Origin of the sequence: Allorhizobium sp. Av2 (assembly GCF_021462805.2) — a bacterium.
Lineage (GTDB): Bacteria > Pseudomonadota > Alphaproteobacteria > Rhizobiales > Rhizobiaceae > Allorhizobium > Allorhizobium vitis_G.
Genome location: NZ_CP192698.1, coordinates 309,180 through 330,924 on the forward strand (window position 1 = coordinate 309,180; position 21,745 = coordinate 330,924).

The 21,745-nt window shown below is 55.9% G+C and carries 19 protein-coding genes, 1 pseudogene and 1 riboswitch; of the genes and pseudogenes, 3 read left to right on the forward strand and 17 right to left on the reverse strand.

All coding sequences use genetic code 11. The features are described 5' to 3' along the window. Window positions 1–38: 38 nt before the first annotated feature. The 7 genes and pseudogenes from FS819_RS25110 to FS819_RS25140 all read right to left on the reverse strand — a co-directional run bounded on the left by FS819_RS25110 (window position 39) and on the right by FS819_RS25140 (window position 7,975). Window positions 39–1,328 carry an acyl-CoA dehydrogenase family protein gene (locus tag FS819_RS25110; protein ID WP_234624794.1) on the reverse strand — a complete coding sequence of 430 codons (1,290 nt, stop codon included), beginning with the start codon at window positions 1,326–1,328 and terminating at the stop codon, window positions 39–41. Between the two features lie 446 nt (window positions 1,329–1,774). After that, complete coding sequence (gene istB, locus FS819_RS25115; protein ID WP_156551621.1) at window positions 1,775–2,509, reverse strand: IS21-like element helper ATPase IstB; 735 nt, start codon at window positions 2,507–2,509, stop codon at window positions 1,775–1,777. Next, window positions 2,442–4,008: pseudogene (istA, locus tag FS819_RS25120) on the reverse strand (IS21 family transposase). The gene istB and the pseudogene istA overlap by 68 nt, the downstream one beginning before the upstream one ends. A gap of 452 nt (window positions 4,009–4,460) precedes the next feature. Further along, entirely contained in the window at window positions 4,461–5,102 is a 642-nt protein-coding gene (locus FS819_RS25125; protein WP_156551177.1) for an NADPH-dependent F420 reductase, read from the reverse strand. Window positions 5,103–5,176: 74 nt separating this feature from the next. Continuing rightward, on the reverse strand, window positions 5,177–6,043 hold the full coding sequence (locus FS819_RS25130) for a helix-turn-helix domain-containing protein (RefSeq protein ID WP_234624919.1): 867 nt from the start codon (window positions 6,041–6,043) through the stop codon (window positions 5,177–5,179). A gap of 454 nt (window positions 6,044–6,497) precedes the next feature. Further along, entirely contained in the window at window positions 6,498–6,848 is a 351-nt protein-coding gene (locus tag FS819_RS25135; RefSeq protein ID WP_156551179.1) for a RidA family protein, read from the reverse strand. After that, on the reverse strand, window positions 6,845–7,975 hold the full coding sequence (locus FS819_RS25140; RefSeq protein WP_156551180.1) for an NAD(P)/FAD-dependent oxidoreductase: 1,131 nt from the start codon (window positions 7,973–7,975) through the stop codon (window positions 6,845–6,847). Before FS819_RS25140 ends, FS819_RS25135 begins: the two co-directional genes overlap by 4 nt. Window positions 7,976–8,261: 286 nt before the next feature. On the opposite strand from FS819_RS25140, the gene FS819_RS25145 reads away from it, so the two are divergent. Then, on the forward strand, window positions 8,262–9,278 hold the full coding sequence (locus FS819_RS25145; RefSeq protein WP_156551181.1) for an ornithine cyclodeaminase family protein: 1,017 nt from the start codon (window positions 8,262–8,264) through the stop codon (window positions 9,276–9,278). 8 nt (window positions 9,279–9,286) lie between these two features. Continuing rightward, entirely contained in the window at window positions 9,287–10,435 is a 1,149-nt protein-coding gene (locus FS819_RS25150) for an aminotransferase class V-fold PLP-dependent enzyme (RefSeq protein WP_156551182.1), read from the forward strand. Window positions 10,436–10,609: 174 nt separating this feature from the next. On the opposite strand, the gene FS819_RS25155 is transcribed toward FS819_RS25150, so the two are convergent. The 6 genes from FS819_RS25155 to FS819_RS25180 all read right to left on the reverse strand — a co-directional run bounded on the left by FS819_RS25155 (window position 10,610) and on the right by FS819_RS25180 (window position 16,762). Next, the gene (locus tag FS819_RS25155) at window positions 10,610–11,560 is read right to left on the reverse strand and encodes a LysR family transcriptional regulator (protein WP_234624920.1); all 951 of its coding nucleotides are present in this window, start codon (window positions 11,558–11,560) and stop codon (window positions 10,610–10,612) included. A gap of 39 nt (window positions 11,561–11,599) precedes the next feature. Continuing rightward, complete coding sequence (locus tag FS819_RS25160; RefSeq protein WP_156551183.1) at window positions 11,600–12,286, reverse strand: ABC transporter permease subunit; 687 nt, start codon at window positions 12,284–12,286, stop codon at window positions 11,600–11,602. Between the two features lies 1 nt (window position 12,287). Then, window positions 12,288–12,998, reverse strand: coding sequence for an ABC transporter permease (locus tag FS819_RS25165; RefSeq protein ID WP_234624921.1), 711 nt, complete (start codon window positions 12,996–12,998; stop codon window positions 12,288–12,290). Window positions 12,999–13,080: 82 nt separating this feature from the next. Then, on the reverse strand, window positions 13,081–13,866 hold the full coding sequence (locus FS819_RS25170) for a transporter substrate-binding domain-containing protein (protein ID WP_156551185.1): 786 nt from the start codon (window positions 13,864–13,866) through the stop codon (window positions 13,081–13,083). A gap of 36 nt (window positions 13,867–13,902) precedes the next feature. After that, complete coding sequence (locus FS819_RS25175) at window positions 13,903–15,246, reverse strand: amidase (RefSeq protein WP_234624922.1); 1,344 nt, start codon at window positions 15,244–15,246, stop codon at window positions 13,903–13,905. Window positions 15,247–15,670: 424 nt separating this feature from the next. Then, window positions 15,671–16,762: an NADH:flavin oxidoreductase/NADH oxidase gene (locus FS819_RS25180; RefSeq protein WP_156551186.1), complete on the reverse strand. Its 1,092-nt coding sequence runs from the start codon at window positions 16,760–16,762 to the stop codon at window positions 15,671–15,673. A gap of 98 nt (window positions 16,763–16,860) precedes the next feature. Here FS819_RS25180 and FS819_RS25185 point away from each other — a divergent pair, with 98 nt between their 5' ends. Next, window positions 16,861–17,172, forward strand: a complete 312-nt coding sequence (locus FS819_RS25185) for an ArsR/SmtB family transcription factor (RefSeq protein WP_060717738.1) — start codon at window positions 16,861–16,863, stop codon at window positions 17,170–17,172. Between the two features lie 247 nt (window positions 17,173–17,419). On the opposite strand, the gene nrdF is transcribed toward FS819_RS25185, so the two are convergent. The 4 genes from nrdF to nrdH are packed head-to-tail and all read right to left on the reverse strand — an operon-like array spanning window position 17,420 to window position 21,195. Beyond that, on the reverse strand, window positions 17,420–18,409 hold the full coding sequence (nrdF, locus tag FS819_RS25190; RefSeq protein WP_156551187.1) for a class 1b ribonucleoside-diphosphate reductase subunit beta: 990 nt from the start codon (window positions 18,407–18,409) through the stop codon (window positions 17,420–17,422). 14 nt (window positions 18,410–18,423) lie between these two features. After that, complete coding sequence (gene nrdE, locus FS819_RS25195; RefSeq protein WP_234624934.1) at window positions 18,424–20,505, reverse strand: class 1b ribonucleoside-diphosphate reductase subunit alpha; 2,082 nt, start codon at window positions 20,503–20,505, stop codon at window positions 18,424–18,426. Between the two features lie 41 nt (window positions 20,506–20,546). Further along, window positions 20,547–20,963: a class Ib ribonucleoside-diphosphate reductase assembly flavoprotein NrdI gene (gene nrdI, locus FS819_RS25200; RefSeq protein ID WP_060717735.1), complete on the reverse strand. Its 417-nt coding sequence runs from the start codon at window positions 20,961–20,963 to the stop codon at window positions 20,547–20,549. 10 nt (window positions 20,964–20,973) lie between these two features. Beyond that, complete coding sequence (gene nrdH / locus FS819_RS25205; RefSeq protein WP_156551189.1) at window positions 20,974–21,195, reverse strand: glutaredoxin-like protein NrdH; 222 nt, start codon at window positions 21,193–21,195, stop codon at window positions 20,974–20,976. 263 nt (window positions 21,196–21,458) lie between these two features. Further along, a riboswitch (cobalamin riboswitch) is annotated at window positions 21,459–21,686 on the reverse strand. Window positions 21,687–21,745 lie beyond the last annotated feature (59 nt).

A 21,745-nucleotide genomic window follows, 5' to 3' on the forward strand; every position in this document is an offset into this window, starting at 1 on the left:
TTGAGTTTCGCGTGCGCCTGTTTTCCAATTCCTGTTGCTTACGGGCGGGGGCCTTGCGGTCCTTCTGGAAATTTCCGCGCAGCCAACTGCATGGCCGTTTTGTCGAATTGCAGGCCGGGATTGGTGCGCGCCATGGAAATGTCACGGTAATAGCGCTGAAGCCGTGAACCATTTTTCGCCGAAGTGCTCGTGCCGGCAGCACTGTAGAGGATCTCAACCGCGTCCATCGACAGATGCGCCGCGTGCTGCAACCCTGCTTGAATGCGAAGATCATCGAACTCCGTATAAGCGCTGGGGTCCTTCACGCCACGTTCGCAATAGTCGAGATAGGAACGAGTGCCGGCTGCCAGAGCATTGGATGCCATTTCGAGCATGCCCAGTGCGACGCCATAGGGTCGGTGGAAGTCTGGCACACCTGGCATCGGCGGTCCGAGTTTCGGAGCCCCTGCCCGCAGTCCTACGATCCGTTCGAATTCGTCCAGCGCAGCAAAGCCGACACCCACCAAAATTGAGGTGATCTCCGCCTGGAAGAAGCCGAACATACGGCCTGAATACATGGAGTTGCCGTGCAATTTGTAACCTTCGGTGCCACCATCGATATTGACGGCGAAGAAGTTTTGGCGGACCAGCAGAGCCTTGGGGATCAATTGCTTGTCGATGCGGATACTGTTTGAGCCACTGGCACGCATGCCGATGAAGTCGCGCCAGTTGTCGATCATCTCCCAGCCAGACCTTGGAACCATGGCAATCCCAAGTTCGGGCGGGCCGTCTTTCGCCGGGCCAGCAATGCGAACGCCAACGATAGCATGCGTGCTGTAGGGCGAACCGGAGCAATAATCCCAGGTTCCGTCAATGATCCAGCCGTCATCGCATTCCGTGGCTGTCCCGCCTGGCACGCCGCGGGCCGGGGCTGCAAATTCACCGTCATCGCCAAAGATGATGTCTTGGCCGGTCTTATCAAACAAAGCTGCAGCATTTACGGCATGTCCGGAAGCAAGGCAGAGGCACCAGCCAGAACCGGGGCAGCCTCGCGCAATTTCGACGATGACACGAGAAAAGACCGTCAGGTCAAATTCATAGCCGCCATACATGACAGGCTGCAGGATTCGATAGAAACCAGCCTTGCGAAAACGCTCATGCATTTCAGGAGAATATGTGCCTCGCTCTTCTGCGTCGGCTTGGCCGTCGAGCAAAAGCGGCCGCAAGTCAATGGCGCGCTGTATGATCTGCTCTGGTGTGAGGCCGGGTTCAGGTTGCGCCAAAGGCGTTACCTGTTTTTGAGTGCTCTTTGTGGCGAGTACCACGGTGCGTTCTTTGGCAGCGACCACGTCTGAATGCTCCTTGTTTTGAACTATTCATTCATCGTGTCAGGCTGACTTAAGACGAACAAGGATCAGACAAACTACGTCCGTCGTGCGTACAAAAATCGATTGCCAAATATAAATTTATATAAAATTCAATGGGTTGTATCTATAGCTGAAGAACGCCAAGGTATGGGGAGCGGGTGTCCCATGTTTGATGAATGGCACAGCGCCGTCCTGTTCAAAGTGCAGGGGCCGCTGGTCTAGATTTGCGTTTGGAAAAGTGTGTTGCTTGCGGTTCCGGGCAGCTTCATGGGCTGATTATTGCCCACCCTTTGTCAATCGGCTCGGAATGTTGACCCCTTATCGGCGTCCAATCTTCACCCCCCTGTAGCCGATCAGCGCTTGGCCTGCCCGGCGCTGGCCGGGGTTGCAGAGGGTAGGCCAAGTGCGGGTGATGTCGTTCTTCGTCTTTAGCTTTGAGAGCGGTTCTTGAAGCGCCAGGATTCGTTTCCGGTCTCGACGATCTCGCAATGATGGGTCAGGCGGTCGAGGAGCGCCGTCGTCATCTTGGCATCGCCGAACACTGTCGGCCATTCACCGAAGGCGAGGTTCGTGGTGACGATGATCGAGGTGCGCTCGTAGAGCCTGCTGATGAGGTGGAACAGGAGTTGGCCTCCGGCCTGAGCGAAGGGCAGATAGCCGAGTTCATCGAGGATGATGAAGTCCAGGCGATTGAGGTAGTCGGCCGTTCGTCCCTGCTTTCCGCTGCGCGTTTCCGTTTCCAGGCGGTTGACCAGATCGACGACATTGAAGAAGCGACCACGCGTTCCGTTGCGGATCAAGGCACGGGCAATCGCAATGGCCAGGTGGCTCTTTCCTGTTCCCGTGCCGCCGACGAGAACGATGTTACGTTGGTCGGCGACGAAGGTGCCGGCGGCCAGCTCCCGGACCAGGGGTTCATTGACGGGTGTATCGGCGAAGTCGAAGTCGTCGATGTCCTTGGCCAGAGGCAGCTTGGCGATGCTGAGCTGGTAGCGAATGGACCGGGCCTGCTTCTCGGCGATCTCCGACTGCAGGAGGTCACCGACAATGCGCGGCGGTTCGTGCTGTCGCTTGATGCCGTTGCCCATGACCTCGTCATAAGCGCTGCGCATTCCGTAGAGCTTCAGCGTGCTCATCAGTTCGAGAACCTGTGTGCGTTCCATCAGCTTGCCCTCCTGAGCCTGTCATAGCGGGCGCAGTCGGCGACCGGCTCATGGGTCAATCGAAGCGCATCGGGGGTTTGAAGAGTTGCCGCTGGAGCCGGATCACGACTGCGGGCCAGAATGTTGATGATCACCGAAGCAGAGCAAACGCCGTGATCCAGTGCCTCTTGGCAGGCCGCATCGACAGCCGTCAGACCATCGGTCGGAACGCAGGCAAGGATGGTAACCATTTGCCGATCACCGGCATGGACTGACTTCAGGCGCTTGCGGACCTTCTCCATCGCCGCTGGCAGTGCCCAGTCCCTGAACGGTGCACCATTGCGCAGAGCTCCGGGTTTGCGAGCCAGAACAGGCACATAATGCCAAGGATTGTAGGCTGTCTCGCCCCGGCCAAAACAACGCTGATGCTCTCCGACATTGACCCCGTCCTGCCGGATAACGATCCGGTCGGCATAGGCATGCACCTCGACGGGGCGGCCGACGGCAGTCGAGAGAACTGAGTATTTGTTGTTGTCGAAACGGACCGTGCAGGTCTTTGACACCGAGGCCGGGACGCTGTGGAAGCCGTCGAACGGCCCGACGTAATGCACGAGGCTGCCGCGCTCCTCCTCGAACACCTGCCAGATCATTCGCTCGGTCTGCTCGGGATGACGGTGCGCCCTGGCATAGGCGATGCATTTGTCGAGTAGCCAGACATTCAGCTCATCCAGGCTTTTGACCCGTAGGCGCGGGGTGAAGAAGCGTTCACGCACCAGACCGACCTGGTTCTCGACTTGCCCTTTCTCCCATCCGGATGCCGGCGTGCAGGCAACAGGTTGAACCAGATAGTGGCTGCACATCTGCAGGAAACGGCGGTTATATTGCCGTTCCTTGCCGACGAACACAGTCTCGACCGCGGTCTTCATGTTGTCGTAAATGCCGCGCGTGCAGGTGCCTCGGAAGAAGTCGAAGGCCTTGTCGTGCGCATCGAACACCATCTCCTGGCTCTCGCGCATATAGGCTCGGGCAAACATCATCCGGCTGTGGCAGAGCCGGACATGCGCTACCTTCACAGTCGTCGTCACCCCGTTGATCAGAATGATCTCGTGACTCCAGTCGAACTGGTAGGCCTCGCCTGGCGCGTAATAGAGCGGAACGTAGGCCTCAGCTGTGACAGCTCCCCGGCTCCTCGACCAGCCTTTTGCATAGCGCCGGATCGCATCGTAGCTGCCGTCATAACCAAGACCCCGAAGCTCCTCGTAAATCCGGATCAGAGTCAGTTGCTCCCGAGAAGGCTTGCCCTCGTTGGCGGCCAGAAAGCGTTCGATCTCAGCCTTCCAGATGCCGGTCTTCGGTAATGGTTGCCGTTCTCGCTCATAAGAGAAGTCGGTCTCATTGGACCGCAATATCTTGCGGACCGTGTTGCGCGAGACATGCAGCTCCCGGACGATCTTCTTCACCGACCAGCCCTGCACATGGAAGGCTCGACGAACACGCGCAATCGTATCCACTCGCTTCAACTCCTCCTCCATCCGTCGTCAAAAAACGGATGGTCAGACGAAACATGAAGGGGGTCAAAATTGGACGCCGATCACCCCGCCAGAGGGGTCAATATTCCACGCCGAAACACACACCCTTGGAGCATGCTGACCAAGGGCGCATATGCGTTGGCAATATATCATTCTGGTCAATATTGGGAGATGACCGAGGATCTGGCACTGGTAATTGAGCCTGGAATATTCAAATTGTGTGCGAACTGTAATTATCGCACGATGCTCTCCGTCGAAACGAATGTCGCACACAATCCAGAGCCGGAGGCGGCTCTCTCTCGGGAAGAATACCAGATCTTATACAAGGACTCGAAGAGATCGACGCATCCTCGTCTTACAAAATTCCAAATATCTCAACTGCATCAGATGATTGAGATATTCGAAAATGGAATACGAACAGTCATGTTCTCCGTGTCTTCGTATTAGACAAGCGCAGCTTTTGTTTCAGCTTCGGCTTCAGCGGGTGTGTATAGTTTGAACTTGTTCGTCAGCGGGCCGCCCATGGCAATGAGCAAACCGCCTTCGTCAATGGCGCCAAGATCAATCGGTGTTGCCTTCAGATCCCGCATCAATTGCGCGACCTGCTTCTTTGCCTCGGCATCTGCACCAGCCAGAAAAAGCATGCTTTCATCCCCAGCGGGAGGAAGTGTTTTGTCGAAGACAGGGATCGGCTCATGATTGAAAGCCTTGACCAGCTTTGCACCGGGTAAATAGCCCGCGACGAGTTCACTGGCGATTGCATCGCCGATGGCGATGACATCTTCTGGCTTCGGGCCGAGACGATTGTTGGTGGCATCAATCACGGTTTTGCCGTCCCAGGGCAGACCAGCTGTGGCATCGGCGATTTGTGGCCAACGGATCGCAAGTATAATAATGTCGGCGGCCAACACCATGTCCTTGGGGGTGGCAGCGCTGGCATTTGGTCCCAGTTGAGAGACCAAATCAGCCAATGTTTCAGGTCCACGCGAGTTCGAAAGAATAACCCGCCAGCCACCGGCTATCGCTTTTGGTGCGAGCATCTGTGCGAGGCGACCTGCCCCAAGAAATCCGAGTGTTTTGGTCATGCTTTGTCCTTCCTCTGAGCCAATAGGGGCCGCCCACGTAGTAAACCCCTCGTGGGCGGGCCATATTGATGCAATCAAGCAAGGGCTAGACTGTGAGGCAAGCGATCACGCGTTCCCGTCCGCAGGGTGTATGGTTCAGGCAAGTTTGTCGAGCCCAGCGACGGTCGTACAAAATGCTCGCGGAGTTGAGCTTCGATCCGGTCACGCGTTGCGAGCAATGGGTCACGTATCTGACCCATTGCGTCTTCAATCGTCAGCATATTGGCCCGCCAGACAACGTTCATGCAGGCAAGTACCTTCCCATTCAAGCGAATGGGTGCAGCAAGACTGGCGCATCGCGGGTGTGGTCGTTCGTTGCAGGCGCTAACACCATCACGACGACCCGTTTCGATGATCTCGTTGATGAAGCTGCGATCGCGCGCACCTTGATCCTCGGACGCCGATGACGCATTCAGAGCGCAAAGAATCGACTTCAACTCGTCATCCGGGCAGTGACTGAGATAGGCACGCCCCAGCGGGCTCATCAGCATGGAACGCCGATTGCCGACCATTCCGACGTCGCACGACATGGGACTGGTGCGATGTGTGGTTCCCTGAATAACCATTGCAGCTTTGTGGTAAACAGCAATGTCCGATGGCCAAATGATCTCCGATGTGAGTTCAAGCAATGCCGGCAGGGCGATTTCATCAATCCAATTCAGCCGCACGGATGACCTGTTGCCCGCCAGTCGCTGCACGCCGGAGCTAAGACGATATTCGTCTCCGAGTTGACTGCGATAGACCAAGTTGAGTTCGCTCAGCGTTTCAAGAATTCGATGGACTGTAGGACGTGGAAGATTGACGTTTTCAGCAATCTCCGGCGGCGCAGCTCCTTTAACCGTATTAAGGTACTGCAACACGTCTATACCGCGCTCCAGTGCCCTGATGCTTTTGTAAGTCATGGTCTCCTCCCATTTGACTTTTTTGGAAAACATGCTCCTCGCTCTATGCATTGTCAAACCTGTCAGATATCGACGAGCGCTGTTCATTCGCCTGCCACCGCCGGCGCTTTGTCCGCGAATTCATTGGATTTTCTACCCGTGGCTTCTAGTGGCGGCGTTGGTTCGCCAGGCGGACGGGAGAAAAATAAGACCAAAAAGAACGGGTCGCTTGCCCCGTTCCAAGAGCCGTGACATTGCCATTTGTCGACTGCCCCTGCGACAATCAGAAGCCAGGATTGGCGTCCGCATTCTCAACCGGGTGAAAGAACTAAGTCCGCGATTAAACACCTGACGTTTTAGCCAGGTTCTGTTCCTTTTTGATGAAAGGAGGGGTGGGACAAGCCCTTCTCCGCCCGGGTTGGTTTTTTCAACTGATGGTCAATGTGATGAACTATTACCCAACCAAAAGCCGCTGTTACGGTAGAGCGACCGTGAATTGTATTTCGATCCTGATGTCCGGCAGGCCCAGAACCGCCTGAACCGTTGCCCGGGCTGGCGGCTCGTCCTTGTCGATCCATGCAGTCCAGGCGCCGTTCATTGCGTCAAAATCCTTGATGTCCCGCAGCCAGATTGTCGCGCTAAGCAGAAGCGACCGGTTCGATCCGATCTTAACGAGAAAAGCGTCTGCCTTGGCCAGTACCTGCTCGGTCTGACCGACGGTGTCCTGGCTCCTGTCATCGGCAGTCAGACCTGAAAAATATGCGACTTTCTCATGGATAACGACCCGGCTCAGTCGTTCGGTTTTCGCAATGCGGGTAATCGTCATGCTCTTTGTCCCATTCCATTCTTTGCGGCTAGAAAGCGGTCAGGGCGGAAATCAGTGAGGCTCTCGTGGAGACGCCCGCAGACCACTTCCTGAGCTACCGCTTTGCCCAGATGAGGTGCGATCGATACGCCGCTATGGGTGACGGCAACGTAATAGCCATCCACTCCAGGAACCCACCCGCTGCAGGTCAGGTTGTCGCCGGGTATCGGTCGCACGATTGTGCGGATCGATTCCATATCGTCAGGCTGAAGCGCGGGCAGAACCTTTCTAACCGCGTCCAGCAGGAGGGCGGCTTCCGGACCTTGCGTGTCCAGGGGCTGCATCTTGGTCACGAGAGAGTCGACCGAGACCTTGTGGATCATGAGACGGCCGGCGCCATCCGGACGCACATCAAGATCGTCCATATGGAATTGACGACGAAGGGTTGTCGCGATCGGCAATGTGAAGCCCACAATGCCCATATTCGATGCCATCGGGATGGGTGGCACGCCGTCCAAAACATGCGCCGCCCAGCTACCCGTGCAATTGATGATGGCATCAGCCTCAAAGGTCGCTCCGTCGACGGTCTTGACCGCTTTCGCTACGCCATTTTGAACATCGATCGACGTGACGCCGGAGAACGGTCGGATATCGGCAGTCCACTTTTCTCTCGCCGCGCGCAGAAGCCATGCAGCATAGAGAGCTGGATGGACCCAACCCTCTTCGGGATAATAGACGAGCGGTGATTCTTTGATTGCGCCGTGATCGATTTCCGGTTCCAGCTCAGCCAGCCGGCTTTTGCTGATCCACTCGACACCGTAGCCCCAGTCGCGCATCTGGTCGGCATTGTCGAGTTGGGCCGGCCAGTCGCTCTCGTCCGAATACCATTCGATGCTGCCGGTCTGGTGGAACCATGGCGCATGACCAAATTCACGAGCAAGATCGAGATGCGCCCGCATGCCGGCGACATTTAAAGCGAAGTAAGGCTGAGGTCTCTTGCCCGTCGCATTGGTCCAGGCGAAACTGGAGGTGGATGCTCCGCCAGCGATCCTCCCAGCCTCAAGTACGGTTACCTGAGCCCCGGCTTTAGCCGCCTCGTAGGCCACGGAACTCCCAACGATCCCGGCCCCTATCACTACGACGCGCATATTTTTCTCCTCTTGACCTCAGTTCGACCGGCATTCCGCCCTCAGTTCTGAAGGCAATAAATGCAGTGATGTCAGCATGTATGGGTGACGCAGGAGCGGAGGGTCAAACAACCACAACGGGGCGGTTTATAAGCAATAGTTATGAAGGTTTCCCGGATCGGAATTGCATCGCATGACTATGAGAAATAGGCGAGAAGCTCGCCTCTCCAGGTTATCAAGTTTGCCGATCGCGGGGTTTCTGTTTGATGGTATTTCTTGCCCTGTGTACCATCAGCGCGAGGCCAGAATGTCTTCACTGCCATCCCGAACGGGACACTCGAACACACTTCTGGTGATTGACGGGCCAACCGCTGAGTCTCTGGTCTCCGTTGACGAGGCCATCGTGCTTGCGGATCTGGCCTTGAGAAGAACATCGGACGAGACAGCACAACAAGACATCCGTCGGACTCTAACCCTTCCCGGTACAGCCGGAACATGTCTCTCCATCATGTATGGATCAGCAAGCGAAGCCGAGCCATTCGGCGCTAAAGTCCAGTCGGTTTACCCGCACAACTTTGAGAATGGATTGCCCTCCCATCAGGGTGGCGTTCTGCTTTTTAATCGGCAGACTGGACGGCCCGATGCTCTGATTAACGCCACCGCCATTACAGGTATGCGGACACCGGCGGCAAGCGCGGTGGCCACGCGTGCGCTTTCGCGCCCCGACGCCTGCGAACTGACACTCATCGGATATGGCGAGCAGGCCGAACGGCATATTGCAACGATCCGTGCGGTCCGCATGATATCCCGTGTGCGCGTGTGGGGTCGAAACCCCGAGAAGGCAAAGTCTTTCGCAGATCACCAGACCAGGCTGGGCATCCTGACGGTTCCTTATGGGACGGCTCGAGCGGCCGTGGAGGGAGCGGACATCGTCTGCACGGTAACCTCAGCAAAGTCGCCTGTGCTGATGGGAGAATGGCTGACGCCCGGCACCCATGTCAACGCGGTTGGAGCGAGCGTCGCAGCTCTCCAGGAGGTGGACCTCGAATGTGTGAAACGCTCGCGCATCTGGGTCGATTACATGCCAATGGCAATGGCAGCAGCGTCAGACATTTTCGAGCCTTTAGAAAAAGGCATCATCGGCCCTTCAAACCTCATCGGTGAGATTGGCGCAGCATTGAATGGTACCATCACCGGGCGGACCTCGACATCTGAGATCACCCTTTATCGCTCGCTCGGTGTTCCTGCCCAGGACATCCTATTTGCCAACTTCATTTTCCAGAAGGCGAGAGGCCTTGGTCTCGGCGTCGAAGTATCATTGTGAGGACTGACATGCTTCCCAGCCAAAGACATGCGTTTTCAATTCCCGAAGACGTGATTTACCTCGATGCGGCCTACATGTCGCCGATCCCGAACATTGCCACTGAGGCCGGTTGCGATGGGGTTCTGGTCAAGGCGGCTCCCTGGGACATGACCATCAACTCCTACTATGACGAGGTGGAGCGCGTCAGGGAGCTTGCCGCATCATTCATCGGCGCATGCATCGATGACGTCGGCGTTATTCCGGCAACCAGCTATGGGATCGCCGTTGCCGCAGCAAATGTTCACGTCACGCCTGGCTCCGTCATCATGATGATGGACAACGAGCATACGTCGCACCGCTATGCCTGGTATGAATTGGCCGAGAAGAAGGGGGCGACGGTTATAACGGTGCCTCGTCGTCCTGACCAAGAGTGGGGTTCAGCGCTCGCCGCCGCCATTAAGGGCTCAATCGTTCCTGTGTCGGTCGTGGCCGGTACCATCGTCCATTGGTTCGAGGGCATGAGCGTCGATATCCAGGTCGTCGCCGATGCGGCACATGCGGTCGGAGCTGCTCTTGTGATGGATGGTACGCAATGGGTCGGCGCCGTGCCCTTCGATGTCTCCAAGATACGCCCTGACTTCCTATCCTTTGCAACCTACAAATTTTTGCTCGGCCCTTACCGTTTGGCATTCCTTTATGCCGACAAGAAATGGCAGGACGCTGGCAAGCCGATCGAATTCCATTCGTGGAACCGCAAGGGCGGGGACCGGCCGGACTTCTACCTTGAAACTATGCCGGATTATCTTCCAGGTGCGCGCCGGTTCGACATGGGCGAACGGTCTGACTTCGCCGTGCTGCCGATCGCCATTCGGTCGCTTGAGCTTCTGCAGAGCTGGGGATCGACTGCTGTCTTCGAGCGCCTGGTGCATCTGAACGACTTGATCTGGAAGGAAGCGGAAGCACGGGGCTTTGAAGGTCCAAGGAAGGATCTCCGCGCACCGCACATATCGGTTGTAGAGCTCGGACAACGTTTCCGTCCGGATTTCGCCAAGAACCTGAAGGACAACAAGGCCTTTGTCACCGTTCGTGGTACCAAAATGCGGATCACTCCACACGTCTACAATGAAGAGCACGATATCCGCAGGCTTTTTGAACTGGTCGATAGCCTGACACGATAATCACCGTGGTGGGCGTCGTCGATCCACGAAGCCTGCCTTCCCTACAGCTTATACCAAGTCTCTGACATGCTGACGCATCCTCGACTTGGAGAAATTGTAAATATCTCCAATGCGTCAGAGGCTTGAGATATTTTCAAAAGGAATACAAAGAGTCATTTTCAATGAATCTTCGTATTACTGCTCGCTGAGGGCTTTGATCCCACGGTCAACGACGTTCATATATTCCCGCGTCGACTGGATAAGATGCTCGATGAAGGTGTCGGCCACAGACGAGGCGATTGTTCCCCATGGTCTATAGACGCTAAGATTGATGTCGAGATGCGGTTGGAAGTCGCGGATCTCGATCGGCAGGTCTTTTGCCATCCAAGCGGAAAGGCGGTCCACCACCGTCACCCCAACCCCGTTGGCAACCAGATTAATACAGGAATGCGAAAGTGCCGCCTCAACCTTGAGGGAGCGGTTGACCCCTCTGTGCTCACAGAGTTCGTCAAGCTGTTTGCGCATCGGATCACCGACGCCCAACGACACGAAGTTCAAGCCGTCAAAATCGTCTGGTTGGACGACGGAAAGCTTGCTCAGCGGATGGCCCTTGGGCATGACGCAGACCGGCGGGGTGGCAATGAGTGCCCGCCGAACCACCGACGGTGTCTCATCGTTGACCTCTGACGCGACACCGATATCAAGCTGATTTCGCCCCGCCCGCTGGATGATTGTCGAGGAGCTCCTGATATCCAGGGTTATGGAGACGTCGGGATATTGTTTCGTGAAGCTTGCAATGATCGAAGGCATCAGCGTCGACCCGAAAGCAGGCAGGGCAGAGATGTTGAGACGGCCACTCCGGAGCTCCCGGATTTCCTTCGCGATTTGCGATATTCCGCGAACCGTCTCGAACAACCGGCGCACCTCAGCATAGAGCATGTGGGCCTCCGGTGTCGGGATCAAACGCTGACGATGGTTGCGAAATAGCGGAAAGCCGGCCTTGTTCGTCAGCTGCAACAGGATTTTGCTAACTGCTGGCTGGGTGATATCAAGGGCATCGGCCGCCTTTGTCGTCGTGCCATGCAACATGACCGCCGCAAAGACCTCGACCTCACGCGGTGTAAAATCCACATCCCCTGGGATCACCCTAGCCTCCATTGACGAGAAACAGCAAAGAGGCCTCGATTAGTATCGGGAAGCCAACCGGGTTTCCATATATTTGAAGCCGGAGGTGATGATCGAGGCCAGGACAAAGTAGACAAGAGCTGCTGCAAGCAGCGGCTCGTAGGTTCGAAAAGTCTGGGCGCGAACAAGGTTGGCCGCTGCCATTGTCTCAAAAACCGTAATGGCGGCGGTCAGCGCTGTTCCCTTCAAAAGTAGGATGTTCTGACCGCCAATCGCCGGAAGCGCCAGCCGGAATGCCTGAGGAAGCAGGATTGATACAGTGATTCGTTGTTTGGACAATCCAAGCGAGCGACCCGCCTCGCTTTGCCCGATCGGAAGGCCGAAAATGGCACCTCTCCAAATTTCTGCACAATAGGCGGCAGTGTTCAACGAAAGCACGACGTAAGCATAGCCATTTGCACTGCGCAACAGCGGCCAAAGAGGGCTGTAGCGGATTGCCGGAACTGTTGCCAGAACCTGGCCGACGCCAAAGTAGAAGATGTAAAGCTGAACCAGAAGCGGTGTGCCGCGAAACGAGAGCATGAAACCGATAACAGGATATCTGATCCACTTCCGCGTGGATATCCTGCCCAGCGCCACCGGAAGCGCCAACAGGTTGCCGGTGATGGCAGAAGCCAGGAACAGCACAATTGTCGTCTGCAAGCCTGTGATAAGTTCACCGGAGAGATAAGATCCGAAATCAGACATCTTATTTACGCCTCCAGGTGAGAGAAGTCTTCACTTCGAGATAATGGAACACAAGCGTGGACGCGCCGGACATAATGAGAAACACCACGCCGACCGCCGCATAGAAAAGCAGGTAGTGCCGCGTGGCACCGGCGGCCATCTTGCCGACCAGCACCAGTTCTGTGAACCCGATGAGGCTTACCAATGAGCTTTCCTTGAGGACGATGAGCCACAGATTACCCAGCCCCGGCAGCGCCAGCGGCAGCATCTGTGGGATGATCACCAGGAAGAACGCTTGTTTGCGCGTTAGCCCCACTGCAAAGGCTGCTTCGCTCTGACCGCGAGCCACGGCGACGATTGCGCCCCGCAATACTTCCGTGCTGTAGCCACCTTGGACGACGCCGAGCGAGATCGCGGCAGCGATAAAGCCATTAAGCTGGAACTCGACCGACAGGCCCGACATGCTCAATAAATGGCTCAGGGCGTCGGTTGCCGAGTAATAGATCAAAAAGATAACGAGAATATCCGGGACAGACCGGATGACTGTCGTGTAGGTGCCAGCAAAAGATCTGGCCACGACGCTCTTCGACAGTTTGGCAATGGCGCCGACTAGCCCAAGCACCAACCCGATGAGGTAGGCACTGAGGGAAATCTTGATACTGAGCCACGCGCCTTGCAGCAGCTCGTCGCTCCAGCCTTGGTCGCCAAAGCTGAGTAAAGTGAACCAGGCCATATTTGCATCCATGTCGCATCAATTCGTCGAGTTTGAAGAAGAGCCGGTCATGAAGGACCGGCTCCAACCCTTCACTCGATCATCATTCGCCATAGATGTCGAAGTTGAAATAGCGCTTGGTGATCGCATCGTATTCACCGCTGGTGCGCACGGCCTTGAGAGCGGCATTCAACTTGTCCTTCAGTGCGGTATCTTCCTTGCGTAGGCCGCCACCGTCGCCATAACCGAACATCGTTTCGTGGGGCAATGTCACTTTAATCTCGTAGGCCTGGCCCTCAGGCTTGCTCAGGAAGTCCTGGATCTGGATGCCAGCTGCGGCCATGAGGTCGACGCGGCCTGCCTGTATGTCGGCAATCTCATCATCAAGGGTCGGATAGAGCTTGAGGTCAGACATACCGCTGAACTTCTGCTGCATATAGGTGGCCTGCAGGCTGGAGCTTTGCGCTGCAACGGTAATGCCCTTGAAGGTCTCGGGCTTGGCGACATCGAAGCTGCGTGTATCAGCCTTTGCGCCAACGAGCACGTTGGGAGAGTAGTAATACTTGTCCGTGAAGTCGATGACCTTCTTGCGCTCGTCGGTAATCGACATGGAACTCCAGATAACGTCGAACTTCTTGGCAAGCAGAGCCGGGATGATACCGTCCCATGCGACATCAACGATCTCGCACTTGGCCTTCATCTGTTTGCAAACGGCGTCCATAAGGTCGATTTCCCAGCCCTGCCATTTGCCACTGGCATCTTTTACTGAGAACGGTGCGTAAGGCTCAGCGGCCACGCCGAAACGAATGACATCGTCAGCAGCGGAAGCCGACTTGGTCATGCCGAATGTTGCTGCGATGACGGACAGTGCAATTGCGATCTTTTTCATGTTTTCATTCCCCTTTTTTTGTTGATGGCAGATTTATCAGGTCGAGCCGGTCTCCAGTCGGCTCAAAGCTTCGCACACGGAAAACAGATAGTTTTCCGTGTTTCTAGGCGTTGTGATCTGGATGGATGCTGGAAGCGCACCGGCAATGGGCACCGGCATTGCAAGCGTTGGTACACCGAAAAAGTTTGCCCAGCGGCGAAAGTGACCTCCGGCCAGGCCATAAGGCACGAAGTCGTTTCCCACTGCCGTTCGCTCGTCCGACAGCCGTGGTGCAAGTCCGGGAACAACTGGCGTCACCAGAACATCGACTTCTGACAACAGTCTGTGAAATTCACCTTGGATTTGCACTTGGTACGCGAGCGCTGATCGATAGGCGGCTTCTGAAATCAAGGCTCCATTCGATAGAAACGCGCGAACCGCTGCGCCAACCCGCCCGGGATGCGCCTCGACAAGCGGGCCATAGAAAGCTGTGAACTCATACACCAGGATTGTCAGCCCTGCTTCGCGAACCTCGCGGGCAAACCGGAATGGGAGGACCTGGATTTGCGCGCCCGCCCTTCGTGCGCATGCCAGAAACGCGTCATGTGCGGTTGCAATCGCGGGGTCAACCGCTGCCGTATATAAATCGGGGCACAGACCAATTCGCATTCCCGCAACCGATACGCTTCTCTTCTCCGGCGAATCGATTCCTGCCATGGCGTAATGAAGCAGACGCGCATCCGCCACGTTTCTAGCGATTGGACCGATTGTATCGAAGGTCGGCGCGGTGGGCATCGTGCCTGTTGGGTCAATGACACCATTGGTTGGCTTGAACCCCACGAGACCGGTCGCTGCGGCGGTTGAGCGGTTCGATCCACCGGTGTCGGTTCCGATGGCGGCAATACAAAAGCCCGCTGCTACCGCTGCCGCCGAACCGCTGCTCGTTCCGCCGGTACCTCTTCCAGCGTCCAGCGGATTGACAACCTTTCCGTACCAGGGATTATCGTGGTTGCCTGCCGTGAGTTCGTGCAGATTGCTCTTGCCGATGATGATCGCGCCAGCCGATTTTAGGTTTGCCACACAACGGGCGTCGTTCGGCGCATCGTCTCTATTGAGCAGGTGAGATCCACCGGTCGTTTGCCAGCCACGAACATCGATCATGTCTTTGACCACAATGGGAATACCGTGCAGCGGGCCAATTCGTTTTCCGGCTCGAATTGCCGCTTCCGCTTGTTGCGCTTCTTCAAGCGCCTCCGCACGCGCTATGAAGATCATCGCCCCAAGTTTATCGTTCTGTTCCCGGATACGCTCAAGGCACGTCTTCACGACCGAGAGGGGCGACAATCCTTCCAGAAACTGGCCTTGAGCTTGGGTAATCGTCTGAGGAAAGGGTTTCGCCACCAGGTTCACTCACTCTCAGGTCTTGGCTTTAGTCAAAATGACGCTAACAGGTCGATTTCAGACTTCCTAATTCCTGCAGGCCGTGGGTTGATTACCAATAGTTATAACTCTACGGCCACAGCACGTGTGGATCAGGGCAGACAGTTCGCTTCAATGTTGGATTTCCGTTCTGCGGCGGCAAACGATACCCGCTGGCCGTTCACCAAAGCCGCGAGTTATTCTGTATTCCTCGACGTGAATAGCACAGGTCCCAAAAAGATACGGACCTTAGAGACCTCGTTTTATTAACTAAGTCGCTGATTTATATTCTTTTGGGGCATGGCCCATAATATTGGCAAGTCATCCAGCATGATTGGGCTGTGCGACAGAAGCGGCAAGCATCTGTCGCAAAGACTGCCACTCTGTCGCGACGGTCTGTTCAGATTCAGGCCGTTCTGTAGCGTTCCAGCCAGTGAGCATATGGTGCGGGAAGTGTCCAGGACGGCTTGTCGATACCTAGCTCAAGCGCTGCTTGATAAGGCCAATGGCTGTTGGCAAGCAGCGGGCGGCCAAGCGACACCATATCTACAAAATCGTCTGCGATCAGTGCATTGGCCTGCTTTGGCTCGCTGATGAACCAACTCGTGGTGGCGGGAAGTCCAACCTCACGCCGTACCCGTTGGGCGATCGGCCCCATGAACGCAGGCCCCCAGGGAATATTCGCGGTCGGCGTCGAGAATCCAACGCTGACATCAATAATGTCGAGGCCGCCAGCTTTGAAGCGGCGTACCATTTCGATCCCCTCTTCCAGGTCGTTCGAGCCGTCGAATTCGGTCACGCCAAAGCGAGCGGCAAGCGGCAAATGTTCGGGCCAGACATCGCGAACAGCAGCCAGCGTTTCGAGCAAAAATCTGGCTCGCCCGTCAAAGTCACCACCATAATTGTCTGTGCGCTTATTAGACCAGGTCGAAAAGAAGCTTTGCCCGAGATAGCCATGAGCAAAGTGAAGCTCAAGCCATTCAAAGCCGGCTGCCAGCGCCCGCTTCGCCGCAGCGACAAAGTCGGCCTTGATACGTTCGATATCTGCAAGGGTCATGGCCTGTGGCACCTTGCCAAGATTTGCTCCGAACGCAATGGCGGATGGCGCCAACGTTTCCCAGCCACGCGGATCAGACCCGGAAATATGGTCGTCTCCCTCCCATGGACGATTGGCGCTCGCTTTGCGGCCTGCGTGTCCGATCTGAATCCCAGGAACGGCACCTGCTGCCTTCATCAAATGCACCGCTTTTTTCCAAGGCTCAATCTGCTCATCGCTCCAGATGCCTGCGCATCCGGGGGTGATACGGCCTTCCGGCGATACCGCTGTCGCCTCTGCAACCACCAAGCCTGCCCCGCCGCGCGCGAGCCCAGCCAGATGGACGTGATGCCAGTCATTGATCGTGCCGTCCTCGGCCGAATACTGGCACATTGGCGATACCGCAATGCGATTTCGCAGTGTTATGCCTTTGAGTGTGAAAGGGGTAAATAAGGATGACATGGAGACTCCAATTGATCGTTATAAATACACATATAGATCTTCGATAGTTCGATTACAATCGAACTTTGCAACAAGACCCTGTGATGCTAGAATGAATCATGCGCGCCATCCCACATCCCGCTTTGAAAGACGTTACTCTCACCCAGGTGCTCTACGCCCTCAGCGACCCTGTACGGCTGGGCGTCGTGCGTCAGCTTTCAAATGAAGGACAGGCCACATGCTCTGCACTGGATGGAGGGCGGCCGAAGTCCAGCATGTCCCACCACTTTAAAGTCTTGAGAGAGGGCGGGCTGGTTTTTACCCGCACAGATGGACCAACGCACTTGAATGAGCTGCGCCGTGAAGAAATCGATGAGCGATTTCCGGGTCTATTGGACGCTGTCCTGGCTGTATCAGACGAGCCGGGCTGACGGCACCGCACGGTGATCCCGTGGTGGTTGATAGCAGCCCGGCTCGTTTGTAATTCGAAGGCCAAATGGCTTTAGATCCGGCGACCAACGTCAAATGGGAAATGCCGTCAAAGCCCTTCTGCATTCATCTGCACGCAATACCGTAAATGTTTGTTCGATATCTCGGGTGCAGCCTTGAGGGAATCGAACCTACGACCCCATGGTTGATATTCGAGGGAAGGCGTAAAATATCAGGCTGTCTTGAGGCTTAAAAATCCCAGTCCTCGTCCTCAGTCGCAACTGCCTTGCCGATGACATAGGACGAGCCCGAACCGGAAAAGAAATCATGATTCTCATCGGCATTCGGCGAGAGTGCCGACAGGATCGCCGGATTGACCTTGCAGGCCTCCGGCGGAAACAGAGCCTCGTAGCCAAGGTTCATCAGCGCCTTGTTCGCGTTGTAATGCAGAAATTTCTTGACGTCCTCTGTCAGTCCGACACCGTCATAGAGCGCCTCTGTGTATTTGGCCTCGTTGTCGTAGAGTTCGAGCAGCAGATCGAAGGCGAAGTCCTTGATTTCCTGCCGCTGCTCCTCGTTTAAGGGCTCGAGACTACGCTGAAACTTGTAGCCGATGTAATAGCCATGCACAGCCTCGTCGCGGATGATGAGACGGATCATGTCGGCCGTGTTGGTGAGCCTGGCGCGGCTCGACCAGAACATCGGCAGATAGAAGCCGGAGTAAAATAGGAAGCTTTCCAGGAACACACTGGCGATCTTGCGTTTCAGCGGGTCAGGATTGCGGTAGTGTTCGAGGATCAGCGCCGACTTCTTCTGCAGAAACTCGTTTTCTTCAGACCAGCGATAGGCATCATCCACGTCGGACGTCGAACACAGGGTCGAAAAGATCGAAGAATAGGAACGGGCATGCACCGCTTCCATGAAGGAGATGTTCGAATAGACCGCCTCCTCATGCGGCGTGATGGAATCCTCCATCAGCGTTGGCGCACCGATACTCGTCTGTATGGTATCGAGCAGGGTCAGTCCCGTGAAGACGCGGATGGTCAACTGCTGTTCCTCCGGCTTCAACGCCGCCCAGGATGAGATGTCGTTTGACAACGGCACCTTCTCCGGCAGCCAGAAATTGCCGGTCAGCCTGTTCCAGGCCTCCAGGTCCTTGTCGTCGTCGATGCGGTTCCAGTTGATCGCTCGCACCGGCTTGGTTTGCGTCGGGGTGTTGGTCTTCATCTGTATGTTCATGTGATATCTCGATCTCACAGCGCGCAGGATACGCAGCCCTGCACTTGCGTGCCGGTCAGCGCCATCTGGCGAAGGCGAATATAATAGATGGTCTTGATGCCCTTCTTCCAGGCGTAGATCTGTGCCCGATTGATGTCGCGGGTCGTTGCGGTATCACGGAAGAAGAGCGTCAGCGAAAGACCCTGATCCACGTGCTGGGTGGCGGCCGCATAGGTGTCTATGATCTTCTCAGGTCCGATCTCATAGGCGTCCTGATAGTAATCAAGGTTATCATTGCTCATGAAGGTGGCCGGATAGTAGACGCGGCCGATCTTGCCTTCCTTGCGGATCTCGATCTTCGAGACAATCGGATGGATCGAGGAGGTCGAATGGTTGATGTAGGAGATCGACCCCGTCGGCGGCACGGCCTGAAGGTTCTGGTTATAAATGCCGGACGTCATCACCGCCTCTTTCAGCGCCAACCAGTCATCCTGTGTCGGGATCGCGATTCCGGCCGTTTCGAATAGTTGTGCGACGCGCCTGGTCGCTGGAAGCCATTCGGTTTGCGTATACTTGTCGAAATACTCGCCGGACGCATATTTCGAGTTCTCGAAGCCCTTGAAGCTCGTGCCGCGTTCGACGGCAATCCGGTTCGAGGCGCAGATGGCGTGATAGGTTACCGTGTAGAAATAAATGTTGGTGAAATCGATGCCCTCTTCCGATCCGTAGAAGATGCGCTCGCGTGCGAAATAGCCGTGCAGGTTCATCTGGCCAAGGCCGATGGCGTGGCTGTCGTCATTGCCTCTCTCGATAGAGGGAACAGAAGAGATATGGCTCATGTCGGACACGGCGGTCAGCGCCCGGATCGCGGTCTCTATGGTCCTGCCGAAGTCTGAGGAATCCATCACGGCTGCGATGTTCAAGGACCCGAGATTGCAGGAGATGTCCTTACCCATGGTCTTGTAGGACAGGTCGTCATTGTAAGTGCTGACGTCGCTCACCTGTAGGATTTCGGAGCAGAGATTGCTCATCGAAATGCGTCCGGCTATCGGGTTGGCGCGGTTCACAGTGTCCTCGAACATGATGTATGGATAGCCGCTCTCGAACTGGATTTCGGCGAGCACCTGGAAGAAATCACGTGCCTTGATCTTCTTCTTGCGAATGCGGCTGTCGGCGACCATCTCGCGATATTTTTCCGTGACCGAGATTTCGGAAAACGCGACGTCGTAGACACGCTCCACGTCGTAGGGTGAAAACAGGTACATATCCTCATTGTTTTTCGCCAATTCAAAGGTGATGTCGGGGACCACCACACCGAGCGACAGCGTCTTGATCCTGATCTTCTCGTCGGCGTTTTCACGCTTGGTATCGAGGAAGCGCATGATATCGGGATGATGGGCGTTCAGGTAGACAGCCCCTGCCCCCTGGCGCGCACCGAGCTGGTTGGCATAGGAAAAACTGTCCTCCAGCAACTTCATCACCGGGATGACGCCCGAGGACTGGTTCTCGATTTGCTTGATCGGTGCGCCAGCCTCGCGGATATTGGTCAGGGATAACGCTACGCCACCCCCACGCTTGGAAAGTTGCAGTGCCGAGTTGATACCACGGGCGATGCTTTCCATATTGTCTTCCATGCGCAGCAGGAAGCAGGATACCAGTTCGCCGCGTTGCTTCTTGCCGGCATTGAGAAATGTCGGCGTCGCCGGCTGGAAGCGGCCGGAGATAATCTCGTCGACTATGTCACGTGCCAAAGCCTCATTGCCCTGCGCCAACGTCAACGCCACCATGCAGATCCGGTCTTCGTAGCGCTCCAGATAGCGCTTTCCGTCGAAGGTCTTCAGTGTGTAGCTGGTGTAATATTTGAAGGCGCCGAGAAAGGTCGGGAAGCGAAACTTCTTCGCATAGGCATGATCGAAAAGATCGCGGACGAAGTTGAACGTATACTGATCCAACACCGCCTGCTCATAGTAGCCTTCGTCCACGAGGTAATCGAGCTTCTCCCGCAGATTATGGAAGAAGACAGTGTTCTGGTTGACGTGCTGCAAGAAATACTGCTTTGCCGCCAGAGCGTCCTTATCGAGTTGGATTTTACCATCCTCATCGTAGAGGTTTAGCATCGCGTTCAGCGCGTGATAATCCAGCGCCTGTTCGTCCGCCTTCAAAGGGCGCTCGAAAGTTGTGACGTCCAAAATCGTTCCATCCCATATTTGACATTGGCGACATCCTCGTCCGTGCCGAGCAATTCGAACCTGTAAAGGTACGGCACCCGACATTTCTGTGAGATCACGTCGCCCGCGAGACAGAACGTCTCGCCGAAATTACTATTGCCCGCGGCGATCACGCCCCGGAGATGAGAGCGGTTGTCCGCATCGTTGAGGAAGCGGATGACCTGTTTTGGAACGGCCCCTTTGCCATCGTCACCCGAATAGGTTGGCACGATCAGAACGTAAGGTTCAGTGATCGACGGATTGCCGCTCCGTGGGCTGACGGGGATACGTGACGCGCGCAAACCAAGCTTGCCGACAAAGCGATGGGTGTTTTCCGACGCACTGGAAAAATACACAATCAGCCCCATCGCCAGACACTCACGCCAGTGCGTTGATCATGTCGGGACGAAAACCCGCCCAATGCGTATCGCCAGCGATGACGACGGGAACCTGCCGATAGCCAAGACCTTGAACCTTGGCATAGGCGTCCTCATCGACGGAAATGTCGACGATACGGTAGTCGAGACCCTGGCGATCGAGCGCGCGGGTGGTTGCGTTGCACTGGACACAGGCAGGTTTGCTGTAAACGGTGATAGTCATCATATCCTCGTTGGGTTTTGATTTTTGGCCGCAGAAAGGCCTCCGAAGACGTCGTTGCCAACGCTCGTTTCTGGACATTGAGTGGGAGAATGACAGGAGCTCAGACGCTCTTCAGCGACCGTCTTCGTTTAAACGCCGGACCGTTACAGGAAAAATCACGCATGCCTTCACCCCGAAGTGTTTTGACGGATTGTCGGCAAGGAAACGCGGACAAGCGAAATCATATCGCTTGCCGTCACGCGACCTTCCGGGCACCCCGCCCGTGGACGTTTTCGTTTGAGGCAGGTCTCCTGGCTCGCGGGTCGTTGCATCCATCCTCGCCTTCCCGAAACATGATGTTTCAGTGGCTTTCACTGGACAAATGCTCGCCGCTTACAGTTGCGGGGGCAGCTTCGGCATTGCCCGACCATCTCTGGTCCGGCGCACCGCATTCCCGTCTTAGCTTTCGATTCATACGGAGAATCGAAAGAACCTCGAACACTATATATGGTATACGAGGTTGAGTTTTCGTCAACAACTATACCGCCTAACGGATAGCTCTCCCCAGGAA

Excerpts from the sequence above, each read along its gene's own strand:
- istB (WP_156551621.1), bottom strand. The coding sequence starts at position 2,509 with ATGGAACGCACACAGGTTCTCGAACTGATGAGCACGCTGAAGCTCTAC.
- FS819_RS25125 (WP_156551177.1), bottom strand. The coding sequence starts at position 5,102 with ATGACCAAAACACTCGGATTTCTTGGGGCAGGTCGCCTCGCACAGATG.
- FS819_RS25130 (WP_234624919.1), bottom strand. The coding sequence starts at position 6,043 with ATGACTTACAAAAGCATCAGGGCACTGGAGCGCGGTATAGACGTGTTG.
- FS819_RS25135 (WP_156551179.1), bottom strand. The coding sequence starts at position 6,848 with ATGACGATTACCCGCATTGCGAAAACCGAACGACTGAGCCGGGTCGTT.
- FS819_RS25140 (WP_156551180.1), bottom strand. The coding sequence starts at position 7,975 with ATGCGCGTCGTAGTGATAGGGGCCGGGATCGTTGGGAGTTCCGTGGCC.
- FS819_RS25145 (WP_156551181.1), top strand. The coding sequence starts at position 8,262 with ATGTCTTCACTGCCATCCCGAACGGGACACTCGAACACACTTCTGGTG.
- FS819_RS25150 (WP_156551182.1), top strand. The coding sequence starts at position 9,287 with ATGCTTCCCAGCCAAAGACATGCGTTTTCAATTCCCGAAGACGTGATT.
- FS819_RS25160 (WP_156551183.1), bottom strand. The coding sequence starts at position 12,286 with ATGTCTGATTTCGGATCTTATCTCTCCGGTGAACTTATCACAGGCTTG.
- FS819_RS25165 (WP_234624921.1), bottom strand. The coding sequence starts at position 12,998 with ATGGCCTGGTTCACTTTACTCAGCTTTGGCGACCAAGGCTGGAGCGAC.
- FS819_RS25170 (WP_156551185.1), bottom strand. The coding sequence starts at position 13,866 with ATGAAAAAGATCGCAATTGCACTGTCCGTCATCGCAGCAACATTCGGC.
- FS819_RS25180 (WP_156551186.1), bottom strand. The coding sequence starts at position 16,762 with ATGTCATCCTTATTTACCCCTTTCACACTCAAAGGCATAACACTGCGA.
- FS819_RS25185 (WP_060717738.1), top strand. The coding sequence starts at position 16,861 with ATGCGCGCCATCCCACATCCCGCTTTGAAAGACGTTACTCTCACCCAG.
- nrdF (WP_156551187.1), bottom strand. The coding sequence starts at position 18,409 with ATGAACATACAGATGAAGACCAACACCCCGACGCAAACCAAGCCGGTG.
- nrdE (WP_234624934.1), bottom strand. The coding sequence starts at position 20,505 with ATGCTAAACCTCTACGATGAGGATGGTAAAATCCAACTCGATAAGGAC.
- nrdI (WP_060717735.1), bottom strand. The coding sequence starts at position 20,963 with ATGGGGCTGATTGTGTATTTTTCCAGTGCGTCGGAAAACACCCATCGC.
- nrdH (WP_156551189.1), bottom strand. The coding sequence starts at position 21,195 with ATGACTATCACCGTTTACAGCAAACCTGCCTGTGTCCAGTGCAACGCA.